Genomic DNA, 13469 nt, shown 5'->3' on the forward strand with positions numbered 1-13469 from the left:
TCGTTAGCCAGGAGGATCTGTGCTTTCCGCCTTCGTGTCGGCTTTCCGGACCCCGGACTTACGGCGGAAGATTCTCTTCACGCTGGGACTGATCGCGCTCTACCGGCTCGGTGCGTCTCTGCCCTCGCCGGGCGTCAGTTACAAGAACGTTCAAGAATGCATCAACCTGGTCAACGGCGGTAACGACGCCGGTATCTACCAGCTCATCAATCTCTTCTCCGGTGGCGCGCTGCTGCAGCTGTCGGTGTTCGCGATCGGCATCATGCCGTACATCACAGCGAGCATCATCATCCAGCTGTTGACGGTCGTGATCCCGCGGTTCGAGGAACTGCGCAAAGAAGGCCAATCGGGTCAGAACAAGATGACCCAGTACACGCGGTATCTCTCTATCGCGTTGGCTGTGCTGCAGGCGACCGGTCTGGTCGCGCTCGCCTCCCGCGGTCAGCTGCTGCGAGGCTGCCAGAAGCCCATTCTGGACGACTCTTCGATCTTCGGCATGATCATCATCGTGCTGGTCATGACCGCTGGTGCGGCCATGGTCATGTGGTTCGGCGAGCAGATCACCGAGCGCGGCATCGGTAACGGCATGTCGCTGTTGATCTTCGCCGGTATCGCGGCGCGAGTTCCGTCGCAGGGCAAGCAGATCTACGACAGCCGCGGCCTGATGACCACCGTCCTGGTCGGCGTCGCCGCCCTGGTCGTGATCGTCGGCGTCATCTTCGTGGAGCAGGGCCAGCGCCGAATTCCGGTGCAGTACGCCAAGCGCGTGGTCGGCCGCAAGATGTACGGCGGGTCCTCGACCTATCTGCCGTTGAAGGTGAACCAGGCCGGTGTCATCCCGGTCATCTTCGCCTCGTCGCTGCTGTATCTGCCGAACCTGTTGGCGCAGTTGACCCAGAAGACTTCCGGTAACCCCGCCAAGTGGCAGGAGTACATCCAGAAGTATCTGGTGAACCCGACGAACCCGGTCTACGTGGCGATCTACTTCGCGCTCATCGTGTTCTTCACCTACTTCTATGTCGCGATCACCTTCAATCCGGAGGAGCGCGCGGACGAGATGAAGAAGTTCGGCGGGTTCATCCCGGGTTACCGTCCGGGCAAGCCGACGGCGGACTACCTGAACTTCGTGCTCAGCCGCATCACGCTGCCCGGCTCGCTCTACCTGGGTGCGGTGGCCGTGCTGCCGAACCTGTTGCTGGGCATCGGTTCCAGCGGTGGTGGCATGTCGAGCCTGCCGTTCGGTGGTACCTCCGTGCTGATCATTGTGAGCGTCGGCCTCGATACCGTGAAACAGATCGAGAGCCAATTGATGAACCGTAACTACGAAGGGTTCCTGAAGTGAGACTCGTACTGCTCGGACCGCCCGGCGCCGGTAAAGGCACCCAGGCCGAACTGCTGTCCGAAAAGCTCGGTGTTCCGCACATCTCCACCGGAGCCCTGTTCCGCACCAACATCTCGGAGCAGACCGCACTCGGTCTCGAAGCGAAGAAGTATCTCGACGCGGGCGATCTGGTGCCCTCCGATGTGACCAACCGCATGGTCGAGGCGCGTATCGCCGAGCCGGACGCCGTCAACGGCTTCGTGCTCGACGGCTACCCGCGCACCGTGGATCAGGCTGTGGCCCTGGAGAAGATGCTCAAGGAGTCGGGCCACGAGCTCGACGCCGTGCTCTCCTTCACGGTGTCCGAGGACATCCTGGTGGAGCGTCTGATGGGTCGTGGCCGCGGCGACGACACCGAAGAGGTCATTCGCAACCGGATGCGCGTCTACCGCGAGGAGACCGAGCCGCTGCTGGATCACTACGACGGTCACGTCGTGGCGGTCGACGGTGTCGGTGAGATCGGCGAGGTCAACGAGCGAGCGCTGCACGCGCTGGGTCGCTGAATGGTCTTCGGCCGCAAGAGCAAGAAGGTGGTGCCCTTCCGCACCGCCGGTGAACTGGACGCCATGGCGGCGGCCGGCGCTATCGTCGGTCGCGCCCTGGTGGCGGTTCGCGCCGCCGCGAAGCCCGGGGTTTCGACCCTGGAGCTGGACGAGGTCGCCGAGCAGCTCATTCGTGAGTCGGGTGCGATTCCGTCGTTCAAGGGTTATCACGGGTTCCCGGGTTCCATCTGCTCGTCGGTGAACGACCGTGTGGTGCACGGCATCCCGTCGAAGGCCGATGTGCTCACCGAGGGTGACCTGGTCTCGATCGACTGTGGCGCCATTCTCGAAGGCTGGCACGGTGATTCGGCGTGGACGTTCGGCGTCGGCAACATCATCGAGGCGGATCGCCTGCTCAGTGAGGCGACCAAGATGTCGATGGAGGCGGGTATCGCCGCCATGATCGCCGGCAACCGGCTCACCGACATCTCGCACGCCATCGAGCTGGGCACGCATGCCGCGGAGGCCGAGCACGGCCGCGCCTACGGCATCGTCGACGGTTACGGTGGTCACGCCATCGGCCGTGAGATGCACATGGATCCGTTCCTGCCCAATGAGGGCGCGCCCGGCAAGGGCCCGCTGCTGCGGGTCGGCTCGGTGCTGGCGATCGAGCCGATGCTCACGCTGGGCACCACGGAAACCAAGACGCTGGAAGACGATTGGACGGTCGTCACCACGGATGGTTCCCGCGCCGCGCACTGGGAGCACACGGTCGCGGTCACCGAGGACGGTCCGCGCATCCTGACCCTGCGCCCGGAGTAGTCTCCGGAACAGTTCGGAGTAGTTCTCCCGCAAGACATCCCGCACCCGCCCCGGTTTTCGAACGGGGCGGGTGCGGTCGTTTCGGCCCGTTACGATCGAGCGAGTTCCGGTGAGAGGGGATCGCGGTGGCGGGAGTCGGTGTGCCCGGGCGGTTCGACGGACTGGCGATCGCTCCGGCCGGTTCGCGGACGGCGCTCATCGAGTTCGGTCCGGGGGCGATGGAGGTGTCGCTGCTGATCGCCACGACCGACGGGGTGTTCCACGCGATCGATTCGCGTTCGCTCCCACCGGTTTCGGCGGCGGACGTGACCGCAGTGGGGCTCGCGGCCATCGTGGCGGCGGTGGTCGAGGTGTTGCGGGTCGCGGGTATCTCCTCCCCGAGCGACCTGCACGGTCTGTACCTCTCGGGAGAGGTGGCCGCTGATCCTGCTGTGCGACAGGCATTTCAGCCGCTCTGTGCGAACCAGCAGTTGAGATATGTGACACCGCAGCCGGTTTCGGTACTCCCGCGCCCCGCCGTTCCGTCTCCTCGGGCGCAACTGGCTGCTCTGCCGTCGACTGGCTCTGCCGCCGTTCCCCGGTTGGTGTGGATCATCGCGGCGGCCGTTACGGCGTTGGTCGTGACCGTCGGGGCGATCGGCTTCTTCGTGACCAGCGGCGGTGACGATCATCCGCGCTATCCGACTGCTGCGGTGGGCAAGTCGGGAGACTTCAACTACTCGGCCGTCGATGCCGGTGCCGGTCGCCTCTATGTCGGCAATCAGCAGGACAGGTCGGTATCGGTGGTGGACACCGCGAATCGCACAGCGGTCGCGACGATTCCGCTGCCGGACCATCCGATGGGCGTAGCCGTCGATCCCACCCTGCATCGGCTCTATGTGGTGGGGCGTGGTGACGGTTCGAGCCCGAGCGCCGACAAGGCTTCGTTGTTCATCATCGACACCGGGTCGAACCAGATCGTGCGAACGCTGGTCACCGGACGTCAGTCCTGGGGTGTCGCAGTCGATTCCGCCTCGCACCGGGTGTACGTGGTGAACCTCTACGGGTTCGAAACGTCGACCGATGTGCACCGGACGAACCCCAATGGGGCGAGCACCCTGTCGGTGATCGATCCGCAGTCCCAGAGCATCGTGGCATCGATCGACATCGGGGCCAACGCCATGAACATCGCCATCGATCCCGGCACCCGGACCGCGTATATCGCGGCACAGCACATCAATTCGTCGAACGCCATCGACACCTTGGTCGCGGTGGGGTTGGACACCAACCGGGTGATCGATTCCTTCGGCGTCGGCAAGGACGTGAACAACACCTTCGATCTGGCGGTCGATCCGACGTTCCACACCGTGTACGTGACGGGAGGCGACAGGGTGATGGTGGTGGACCCGGCCACGAAATCCGTTGTGCGGGCGTTCGATGCGAAGGGCTACTCGTCGATCGCGTTGGACCCGGTGGCGCACACCGCCTATGTGACCGTCTTCGAAAGTTCGACGAAGCTGCTGGTCCTGGACACCCGCACCGGGTCGGTCACCGCCACGATCGACTGCGGAAAGGAGTCGGTGCACGGCGTCGGCGTCGATCCGCAGTCGCACACCGTCTACGTGCTCGCCTACGACTCCGTGCTGTTCGTTCCGCCGCCGAAGTCCTGATTCGAACCGGCCGCCGCGCTCGATCGTGGTCGCGGGCAGCCGTATTTGCGGTTGGCACAGTGTCGGCGCTCCCGTTAACGTGGGCCGCGAACGGATGAAGCTAGGAGGGGGAGTGTCCGGTCTCGGCATTGACGTGGGCAATGATCCGGATCTGATGCGGCGCATCGGGGATACCGCGACGGAGTACAAGCTGGGGGAGCATCGCACGCATCACCTGGGGCGGAAAATCGGTGCGCGGCTGGATATCTACGAGCGCGGCGCGGTGGTGGTGCTGGGTGGCCAGCAGCTTCGGGTGGTGCGCAATGAGATTGCGAAGATCACGCAGAAGGTGACGCGGCATACCCGAAATGGTGTGCACACCGGCACGACTCACCACTATCGGGTGACCGATGTGCGTGGTGAGGAGGTGCTGCTGACGGAGGCCATCTGCTGTCCGGAGCAGTGGGGTCCGCAGCTGGTGGAGGCAATCGCTTCGTATCAGGCGGGCGCCGCGATCGATACGTTGCGGGCGGGGCAGCGGCTGGAGTTCGGCCCGTGGTGGCTCTCGGCGACGCAGGCCGGGACGGACAAGCACACCTTCGCGCTCACGGAGCTGCGCGGTTTCCGGGTGAAGGGCGGTCAGGTGACCATCGAGGCCCGCGACGACATCCGCATCACCAAGAGCATCGACAAATTCCCCAATTTCCTGCTGTTCCAGTATCTTCTGCGCAAGCTGCTGCCGAATCTGCCGGAGTCGGCGGGCAAGGTCTTCGATCGTCGGTTGACGGTGCGCGGGTTCAATATCGCGTTCGCGATCATCGCGGTGATCGCCTTCGTGATCGCGTGCGCGAACAGCTGGCCGGTGGACCGGTCGGAGCTGTGCGACAAGCTGTCGGCGGTGCAGAAGGCGGGTTCGGAGCTCACCAGTCCGGTGAAGGATCTGCGGGACGCCGCGAGCAACTATCGAGGTGACGACCAGTCGGGTGTCCGTGACGATGCCAAGAAGCTGGGCGCGTACACCGGTTCCGGTTTCCACTGGGTGAAGGAATCGCAGCTGGACGACGCGACCGCGTCGATTCGCGCTGTCTGCCAGGCGAAGTCGTTCCAGAGTGGAAAGTGATCCGATGAACCGCGACCCGCGCAGCCTGGCTTTCGGCGCTTTCACGCTGATCCTGGGCATTCTCGCCCTGATCCTCACCACCAGCGTGGTGTGGCCGATCGTGATTCTGGTACTCGGTGTGCTCGGGTTCGGGGCGGCGCTGATCACCCCGGCCCGTGATCCGAACAGGCAGTGAGCACCCGTATCCAGTGAACTCCTCGAATACCGCTCCGGAAGTCGAAGTCCCGCAGCGTTTCTCGGTGACCGGTGCGTCCGGTGACGTCTACGACGTCGCCGGTGATGCCGTCAGTGCCGCCTACGGTCGTTCATGGTTGCACAGTTGCCGCGATCGGCACGGCCGCGAGCGCCTGTATCGGCAGTACACGCTGCCGCTCACCGATGCCGAGGAACTGGAGTGGGTCGGCAAGGCGGCGGAGGCGGGTCGCGCGATCGTGCTGGCCGCCGAGCAGTCGCCGAACCCGGTGACGGTGCCGATCAGTTGGCCGATCGATCGCGTCTGGCAGCCGGATGGTCTGGCCGGTGTGGTCCTGCCGGTCATTCCGCCGGAGTTCCTGGGTCCGGACGGCACCCCGCTCACTCTCGATCAGCTGTATTCCGCGGAGCCGCCGATCGGCCCGGAATACCGTGTCGCGGTGGCGATCCGGCTGTGTGAGCTGTTCGAGGCGCTGGGGCAGCGGGAGCTGGTGCACGGCGATATCGCGCCGCAGAACCTGCTCTGGTCGCGGTCGGGCGTGTATCTGCTCGGCGGTGACGGTCTGCGCTCGGCGCGCGCGGTTCCGGTCCGTCGTCCGATCGCGGACGCCTGGCGTGATCCGCGGGTGCACTTCGGGCTTGTTCCCGGTCACGACGCGTTCAGTGACCGGCTCGGTGTCGCGATGCTGGTGTATCGCACGCTGTTTCGGGACGGTTCCGCACCGGCGCTGGTCGATGAACGCTGGCAGAAGCCGTCCGATCTGCCGAGCGGTTTGGACCCGTGGCTGCGTTCGCTGTTCGAGCGGGCCTTCGATGATCCGTCGGCCACCGCGGATCGGCCGATCGCGGGTGAGTGGCGCGCCGCGCTGAACGGCGCTTTCGGCAGCCCGGACGGTGTCAATTTCCGTGCCGACGCACTCGCCCTGCTCGACGAGCGCCCGGTGCCGACGGTACCGAGCACGGAATCCGACACGCCGAGATCTCCGACCTTGGCGGAGGGTGGGGTGCTCCCGCTGTTCGGGGCAGCGAGCGCTCGGGAGAAGCCCGAGTCACTGGGGTCGCCGACCCTGGGGGAGGGCGCGACGATTCCGCCGTTCACCGGCGTGAGCGCCGAAGCGCGAGGGTCGGAACCATCGGAGCCGCAGCAGAACTCGAGCCTGAAGCTGCTGGCCGCCTTCGCCGCCGCGATCGTCGCCGTCGTGTGCGTCGTGCTCGGGGTGCGGTCGGTGACCGACCCCGATAGCCACAGCGCGTCGTCGAATTCGACCTACACCTCCTACTCCTACAGCAGCCCCTCCACCTACCCGCCAACTTCCACTACCCCGGCCTTCGACCGGACTTCACTCGATCTGGCGGCCACCGACAAGACCCCGTTCACCGCGAGTGCCCTACTGCCGCAATCGTTCCGGGATGCCAAGAACGTCAACTACACCCTGCGTTCCAGCGGCGTGATGGACTGCATCACCCCCGACATGTCGCAGAACGTGCGGTCCCTGCTGCAGAGCTACCACTGTGATCAGCAGGTGGCGGGCTCGTATGTGGACGATTCCAACAAGATTCTGGTGTCGGTGAACGTGATGGCCTTCAACACCGCCGCCGACGCGAGCCGCCTGTACGAGTCGATCAAGGGACAGACCCAGGACTGGTCGACCTGGTGTCCGCACACGGGCGCGGGTTCCGATGTCTGCGGCAATGATCCGGCCCGGGCGAAACGCAGCGGCTACAGCGCCCAGCGCAACCGCTACCTGTTCGAAACCACCTCGCTGTACATCAATCTGTCCAGGGACCCCACCGTCAGCGAATGGCTGGACCCGGCCGCACAGGCCGGTGAGCAAAAGGCGGGTCCCGAAAACTACTGGCACAAATAGGGTTATGCCCGCAGTCGCTGCCGGGCCTCGGCGGTGAGCTGGGCGGCGATGTCGCGCAGCGCCTCGGTGAACGGGTGGCTGCCGTCGGGTCCGCCGTCCCGGAAGGCCAGCACGGTGGGCCGGATGGCGGCGGGGTCGTCTATGCGGACGGTGGAAACCGTTGCGGGCAGCGCGTTGATGACCAGCCCCGGCACGATGGTGACGCCGAGTCCGGCCGCGACGAGGCCGAGTTTCGCGGCCCAGTCGCGTGCCGTGTAGGCGATGATCGGCTGCCACCCGGCGGTGTTCCACGCACCCAGCAGGGTGGTGCGGGAGTCGTCGCTGCCGGTGATCCAGCGTTCGTCGCGCAGTTCGGGAATCGTGACCGCGCCGCGTCCGGCCAGCGGATGCCCCAGCGGCACCGCGAGATACAGGGAATCCTCCAGCAGCGGAACAATGTTCACGCCCTCGAGCGGATCGAGGAGGCCCGAGAGCACCGCGAGATCGAGCCGCCCGCGCCGCAGTGCGCTGAGCAGTCCGGGGCTGGTGCCTTCGCGCAGGGTGATTTCCGAGCCCGGATAGCGTTGTGTCGCTGCGGCTATCGCGCGTGGCACCAGTGCCGCGTTGGCGGTCGGGAACGCGCCGATGCGTATCCTGCTGGGCGGCAAGGGCGTCCGCAGTTCCTCACGGGCGGTGTCGAGGACATCCAGCACGGTGTCCGCGTGCCGCACCACGATGCGTCCGGCCGCGGTGAGTCGCACCCCGCGTGCCCGGCGTTCGAACAGTGCCTGCCCCGCCGCCTGTTCCATCAGGGTGATCTGCCGTGAGATCGCCGACTGCGTATATCCGAGCCGCTCGGCCGCACGCGTGAAGGATTCGGTGCGCGCCGCTTCCCGGACCACCCGCAGTCCGGAGATCGTGAACTCTCCCATGCGTATCCGTGATACCAGCTATGCGGGACTTTCGCTGGTCGCATGGCTCTCGGAGCCGTAATTTCGCAGGTATGAGCGTTGTGGAGAACAAGGAATCGATCCGGAAGATCTTCGACGAGCTGGCTCTGGGCAACGGTGCCGCGCTCACCGAGGCGCTGGCGGACGAGTGCAGCTGGACCTTCCCCGGTGAGTGGTCCTGGGCTGCCACCTGGGAACCGAAAACCGCTGTCCTACACGGACTGCTACGCCCGCTGCTGACCCAGTTCGAGGGCGGCTACCGCATGTACGCGGATCTGATCCTGGGCGATGAGGATCGCGTGGTGGTGCAGGCTCGCGGCTACGGCACCACTGTCCGAGGCGAGGCGTACCACCAAACCTATTGTCTCGTCTTCCAACTCGCGGATGCCCGGATCATCGAGGTGGTGGAGCACTGCGACACCGCCCTGGTCGAACGCGTCCTGGACCGCGTGGTCCCGGTCGAGTCCTGATCCGGCCGTCAGCCTTCCAGCAGAATGGTGACCGGCCCGTCATTGGTCAGCTCGACCTGCATGTGCGCCCCGAACCGCCCCGTGGCCACGGTCGCCCCGAGCTCACGCAGTGTGGCCGCGAAGGAGTCGACGAGCGGTTCGGCCACCGCCCCGGGCGCGGCGTTGTTCCATGACGGCCGCCGCCCCTTGGCGGTGTCGGCGTAGAGCGTGAACTGGCTGACCACCAGGATCGGTGCGCCGAGATCGGCGGCCGAGCGTTCCCCGTCGAGGATCCGCAGCCGGAACAGCTTGTCGGCGAGGGCCTTCGCGGTGGCTTCGGTGTCGGTGTGGGTGACCCCGACCAGCGCGACGAGCCCGTGGGCCGTGTCGTGTCCGGCCGGATCGATCCGCCCGACCACCTCGCCCTCGACCGTCACCTGAGCCGATGTCACCCGCTGCACCAGTACCCGCATGGTGCTCGATCTTCCCAGATGGGTCACCGGCGTGGCCGCGACACCGCCGTGAGCTTCCCCCGACCTGCGCGCATGCCCCGAATTTCCTTGTGCGCCACCGGGAGTTAACGACAATACGGTGTGCTGGCACAGACATCTGAAAACTGGGCGGAGTGGCAGTAGTTACCGATGGCACCTGACACGAACAAAGACAATTCGGCTTGGTCCGGTTTGAAGCAGCAGGCCGGTACGGGGGCGCTGAGCTATGAGCCGGGTGCCGCCGAGAAGGGTGCGCAGTACTGCGCGACTCTGATCGGTCAGCTGCTGTATCTGAAGAACCTGGCCGGTGGCGCCAAACTCGACCAGCTGGATCCCATCGGTGATCTCTCCTCGGGAAATCTCATGGCCAGTGAGTTCAGCAAGTCCGGTACGGCGCTGCTGAACATCTTCGACACCCACGTCGCCATCCTCACCGATATGGGCGACACGTTCGAGGCGGCGGGCAAGGCGTATCTCGCGGCGGACCACAAGTCGGCGGCCGGTTTCGACGGTCTCGGGTTGCAGATGCCCGCTGCCGCACCGGCATCGGTGGGGCTGCAACTGCCCCCGCCGGAGAAGGCGCCCACCGATACCCAGGTCGACGTGAAGTTCCCGGATGATCTGAAGAAGGCCCAGGGTGATGCGACCCAGGTCAAACAGGGCGTCAGTGTGTATGTCGAGAACTCGAAGGCGATGACCTGGGAGCAGCTCTACAACCTGGGCCAGTCGCTGAAGCCGGATCCGTACGCTACGGCGGGCGGCGTCTGGAAGTGGCTCGCCGATCAGCTCGAGTCGAATATCGGCACCTTCTCCAACAATGTGCAGTCGCTGACCGGTTCGTGGCAGAGCCCGGTGGCGGGCGGCGCCGAGGCCGCGCAGGCCGCGGTCACCAGCTACTGTGCCGGTCTCGCGCCGATGCTCGCCGCCATGCGCACCACGGGTTCGCTGTTGGAGTACACGTCGCGCTGGATGGTGCAGACCCGCAATAACATGCCGTACACGTCGTCCGCGAGTACGACGTATGTCAGCAGCTACTACATCGGGCCCGGGGGCTATCCGGAGAGCACGGGACTCGGTGGCGACGCATCCTACGAATTGCCCTGGTACCAGGGGCATTTCAATGACTACTACTGCACGCCGATGAAGGACACCGCGAGCACGATCCCGGTGGTGTCGGGTCCGGCGCCGCTCGCGCCCGTGCAGAAGCCGCCCGTCGACACCAGTGGTGACAAGACCGGTGGTGCGAACACCGGCGGAGCCAACACCGGAGGTGCGAACACCGGCGGAGCCAACACCGGAGGTGCGAACACCGGTGGAGCCAACACCGGTGGTGCGAACACCGGTGGTGCGAACACCGGTGGTGCGAACACCGGTGGTGCGAACACCGGTGGTGCGAACACCGGTGGTGCGAACACCGGAGGTGCGAACACCGGTGGTGCCAAGGCTTCGGGTGCCCCGAAGATCCCGCCGATCAAGGACGAGTCGACGGGTGCGAATCCCAACGGCACCAACCCCAATGGGACGAATCCGAACGGCACCAACCCGAACGGTACGAAGCCCCCGGGTACCAACCCCACCGGCACGAATCCCACCGGGCAGAACCCGACCGGCACCAATCCCACGGGGACGAATCCCACCGGCTCCAATCCGCCCGCCACCTCCACCGGTGCCTCGGTGCCGCAGACCAGCTCGTCGGGTTCCGGTGGCACGGACGCGCTCTCCACGCTCGCGAGCACGCTGAGCTCGCTGGTCAGCGCGGCGTCGACCGGCGTGCAGGGCCTGTCCTCGCTGGGCACGGCGTTGCAGCAGGTCCAATCCGCCATGAGCACAGGCGATATCGCGAAGCTGGCGACGGCGCTCGGGGTCCCGCAGGACACGGTGACCGCCGCGCTCACGTCGCTCGAGGCGTCCCCGGACAAACTGAATCAGTTGAAGCAGCTGCTCGGCCTGCCCACGGATGCCGCTCCGGCCACCACGACCACTCCGGTCGACACCACGCCGACTACGACCACCACCACGCCGACGACCACCACGCCTTCGGGTGCTGCGCTGCCGACCCCGGCCACCGGCCAGGTCACCGGCCCGCCGTCCTTCACCAACCTGTTCGGCGGTGCGGGCCTGCCCGATGTGGTCTCCGGTGTCCCCGGTTCGGGTCTGTCCGACGGTGGCGTGGTGCGCGCCGATATCGACCACGGTGGCGTGGTGCGGGCGGGTCTGGACCACGACGGCGTGGTGCGGCAGGCGTCGATTGCGACTTCGCCCGTGCTGGGCGCGCCGACCGAAACAGTCGCCGCCGGAGCCGAATACCCGGAGCCGGACTTCGCCGACATGCTCGCGCACACCCTCGAGGCATCGGTGCCGGTGGTCGAGTCGTGACCCGCTGGGAGTTCACCGACGACGAGTTCCAGGTGCTGTGCACGCGGTACCTGGAGGGCGCGCTGCCCGCGCCCCTGACCTACCTCAGCCGTACTCCGCTGCTGGCCGATTACGAGCGTGAGGTCGCCGAGATCCAAGCGCGGCTGGATGCCGAGCTGGGCCCGGAGATCCGGCCCGTGATGGAGGTGCTGGCGCGTCCGGAGGTCTGGTTCTGGTTGCACGCCAGTGTCGATGGCCGGTCGGACGATCCGACCGCCTCGGTGCGGATACACGGTGCGCGGCTGGGTCGCCGGGCGCTGCTGGTGTCGCAGGCGGCGGGCGAGACGTTCGATCACGGCGGGAATGTCACACTGCTGGAATGTGATCCGGAGGAACTGCCGGGTCTGCTGGTGGCGCAGCTGCCGCCCACGAAGGCCGGTCGGCGGACCTCGATTCCGATCGTGGTGGACACGGCCGCGCCGGATCCGGAGGAGACGTCGGGGTCGGGCGCGTTCGACAGTTTCGAGGAATCGGACAGATCGGCCACGGCCGCTTTCTTTTCCGAGCCGGTCACGCTGGCCGGGATGCTGCGGCTGGCGCAGGGGCGGTCCAAGTACGGTCCGCGCGGGGTCGCCGAGGTGGTGTTGCACTGGCGGGACGTGGCCGACGACGGCCGCTATCTGATCGATTTGGGGCAGCCGGAGCCGCTGGCTGTCGCGGTGGACGCCCGGCAGTTCACCGACCGGTTCACCCGCTCGATCGCGCAGATCATCGAGCAGATGGAATGGCGCGGCGAGTACGACGAATGACCGTGCCGGTCTTGTCCGGTTCGAATCGGCACTCTGCGTTCATATTCCGGCAACTGTCAGGTTGCACGGGCCTGGAAAGGTCGGCGTGCCCGCGCTGCGCGTCCGAGTTCTGGAGGTGGTTCTCTCATGGCCGATCGGCTGACGACCTACACGGATCTGTTGCGTACGGCGGCAGGCAAGACGGATGCGGTGCGGGAAGGCGTCCAGCAGGTGGTGAACACGCTGGTGAGTTCCGCCGAGGCGCGTGGCGACTGCTGGGGTGACGATTCGATGGGTAACCAGTTCGCCAACGGCAAGAACGGTTACCTCGCGAGCAAGACGAACATTCTCGACGGTGCGAACAACATGGCCGGCACCTTCGCCAATTTCTCTCAGGGTCAGACGGATTCGGCCAATCAGCTGGCCGCCATGGACCACACCAACGCCACCGGTTTCGAGTGAGTTCGCCGCGTGACGAATGAATTCGCCCAGGCCGATCTGAACTCGATCCTCGAGGGTTTCGCGGATCAGATGCAGACCATTTCCCGTCTGCAGCACGAGCGGGCCGCGTTGACCGCGTCCGCGACGGTGCGGGGCAAGCGGGTCACGGTGACGGTGAATGCCGACGGCACGGTGATCGAGACCCGTTTCCGTTCCGGCATCGAGGATCTCGACTATCCGGAGATCGCGAAGGCCGTCACCGAGGCCGCGCAGCAGGCCGCCGCCGAGGTGGCGCGGCTGAGTTCGGAACTGATGGCGCCGGTGTCGCAGAACCGCAAGCGGCTGCCCAAGCTGAACGATCTGATTCCGGGCATGCCGGATCTGAGCAAGGAGTTGGTCGCGCCGCCGCCCCCGGTGGTCTCCCTGGCGCCGCCGGGTGCGGCCGAACGCGGTGAGGTGCGCAAGGATTCGGGCAGTTCAGAGGTGAGCCCGCGCGGCGGCGCCCTCGATTCCGGATGGTGAC

14 protein-coding genes are annotated in these 13469 nt (G+C 66.1%); 12 read left to right on the forward strand and 2 right to left on the reverse strand.

Features of this window, described 5'->3' with window-relative positions; all coding sequences use genetic code 11:
- The first annotated feature begins 19 nt into the window (after window positions 1-19).
- The 7 genes from secY to OG300_RS36755 all read left to right on the forward strand — a co-directional run bounded on the left by secY (window position 20) and on the right by OG300_RS36755 (window position 7493).
- On the forward strand, window positions 20-1342 hold the full coding sequence (gene secY, locus OG300_RS36725; protein ID WP_405489094.1) for a preprotein translocase subunit SecY: 1323 nt from the start codon (window positions 20-22) through the stop codon (window positions 1340-1342).
- Window positions 1339-1884, forward strand: coding sequence for an adenylate kinase (locus OG300_RS36730; protein WP_405489096.1), 546 nt, complete (start codon window positions 1339-1341; stop codon window positions 1882-1884). Before secY ends, OG300_RS36730 begins: the two co-directional genes overlap by 4 nt.
- Entirely contained in the window at window positions 1885-2685 is an 801-nt protein-coding gene (map, locus tag OG300_RS36735; RefSeq protein ID WP_405489097.1) for a type I methionyl aminopeptidase, read from the forward strand.
- Window positions 2686-2810: 125 nt separating this feature from the next.
- On the forward strand, window positions 2811-4334 hold the full coding sequence (locus tag OG300_RS36740; RefSeq protein WP_405489099.1) for a YncE family protein: 1524 nt from the start codon (window positions 2811-2813) through the stop codon (window positions 4332-4334).
- A 112-nt stretch (window positions 4335-4446) separates the two neighbouring features.
- Window positions 4447-5433, forward strand: a complete 987-nt coding sequence (locus OG300_RS36745; RefSeq protein WP_405489101.1) for a DUF6585 family protein — start codon at window positions 4447-4449, stop codon at window positions 5431-5433.
- Between the two features lie 4 nt (window positions 5434-5437).
- A complete protein-coding gene (locus OG300_RS36750) occupies window positions 5438-5608 on the forward strand; it encodes a hypothetical protein (protein WP_405489103.1) in 171 nt (56 codons plus the stop codon).
- 64 nt (window positions 5609-5672) lie between these two features.
- On the forward strand, window positions 5673-7493 hold the full coding sequence (locus OG300_RS36755; protein ID WP_405489105.1) for a hypothetical protein: 1821 nt from the start codon (window positions 5673-5675) through the stop codon (window positions 7491-7493).
- Window positions 7494-7495: 2 nt separating this feature from the next.
- On the opposite strand, the gene OG300_RS36760 is transcribed toward OG300_RS36755, so the two are convergent.
- Window positions 7496-8404, reverse strand: coding sequence for a LysR family transcriptional regulator (locus tag OG300_RS36760; RefSeq protein ID WP_405489107.1), 909 nt, complete (start codon window positions 8402-8404; stop codon window positions 7496-7498).
- Window positions 8405-8475: 71 nt separating this feature from the next.
- On the opposite strand from OG300_RS36760, the gene OG300_RS36765 reads away from it, so the two are divergent.
- Window positions 8476-8892, forward strand: a complete 417-nt coding sequence (locus OG300_RS36765) for a nuclear transport factor 2 family protein (RefSeq protein ID WP_405489109.1) — start codon at window positions 8476-8478, stop codon at window positions 8890-8892.
- A gap of 8 nt (window positions 8893-8900) precedes the next feature.
- Here OG300_RS36765 and dtd read toward each other — a convergent pair whose 3' ends face one another.
- On the reverse strand, window positions 8901-9344 hold the full coding sequence (gene dtd / locus OG300_RS36770) for a D-aminoacyl-tRNA deacylase (protein ID WP_405489112.1): 444 nt from the start codon (window positions 9342-9344) through the stop codon (window positions 8901-8903).
- 168 nt (window positions 9345-9512) lie between these two features.
- Between dtd and OG300_RS36775 the strand changes: the two genes are divergently transcribed.
- The 4 genes from OG300_RS36775 (at window position 9513) to OG300_RS36790 (ending at window position 13468) form a co-directional block, all read left to right on the forward strand.
- On the forward strand, window positions 9513-11738 hold the full coding sequence (locus OG300_RS36775; protein ID WP_405489114.1) for a hypothetical protein: 2226 nt from the start codon (window positions 9513-9515) through the stop codon (window positions 11736-11738).
- Window positions 11735-12526, forward strand: a complete 792-nt coding sequence (locus OG300_RS36780; protein WP_405489116.1) for an ESX secretion-associated protein EspG — start codon at window positions 11735-11737, stop codon at window positions 12524-12526. The genes OG300_RS36775 and OG300_RS36780 overlap by 4 nt, the downstream gene beginning before the upstream one ends.
- A 126-nt stretch (window positions 12527-12652) precedes the next feature.
- Window positions 12653-12967 carry a hypothetical protein gene (locus OG300_RS36785; protein ID WP_405489118.1) on the forward strand — a complete coding sequence of 105 codons (315 nt, stop codon included), beginning with the start codon at window positions 12653-12655 and terminating at the stop codon, window positions 12965-12967.
- 9 nt (window positions 12968-12976) lie between these two features.
- A complete protein-coding gene (locus tag OG300_RS36790) occupies window positions 12977-13468 on the forward strand; it encodes a YbaB/EbfC family nucleoid-associated protein (protein WP_405489120.1) in 492 nt (163 codons plus the stop codon).
- Window position 13469: the final 1 nt, after the last annotated feature.

It is taken from the genome of Nocardia sp. NBC_00511, assembly GCF_045161165.1.
GTDB lineage: Bacteria > Actinomycetota > Actinomycetes > Mycobacteriales > Mycobacteriaceae > Nocardia.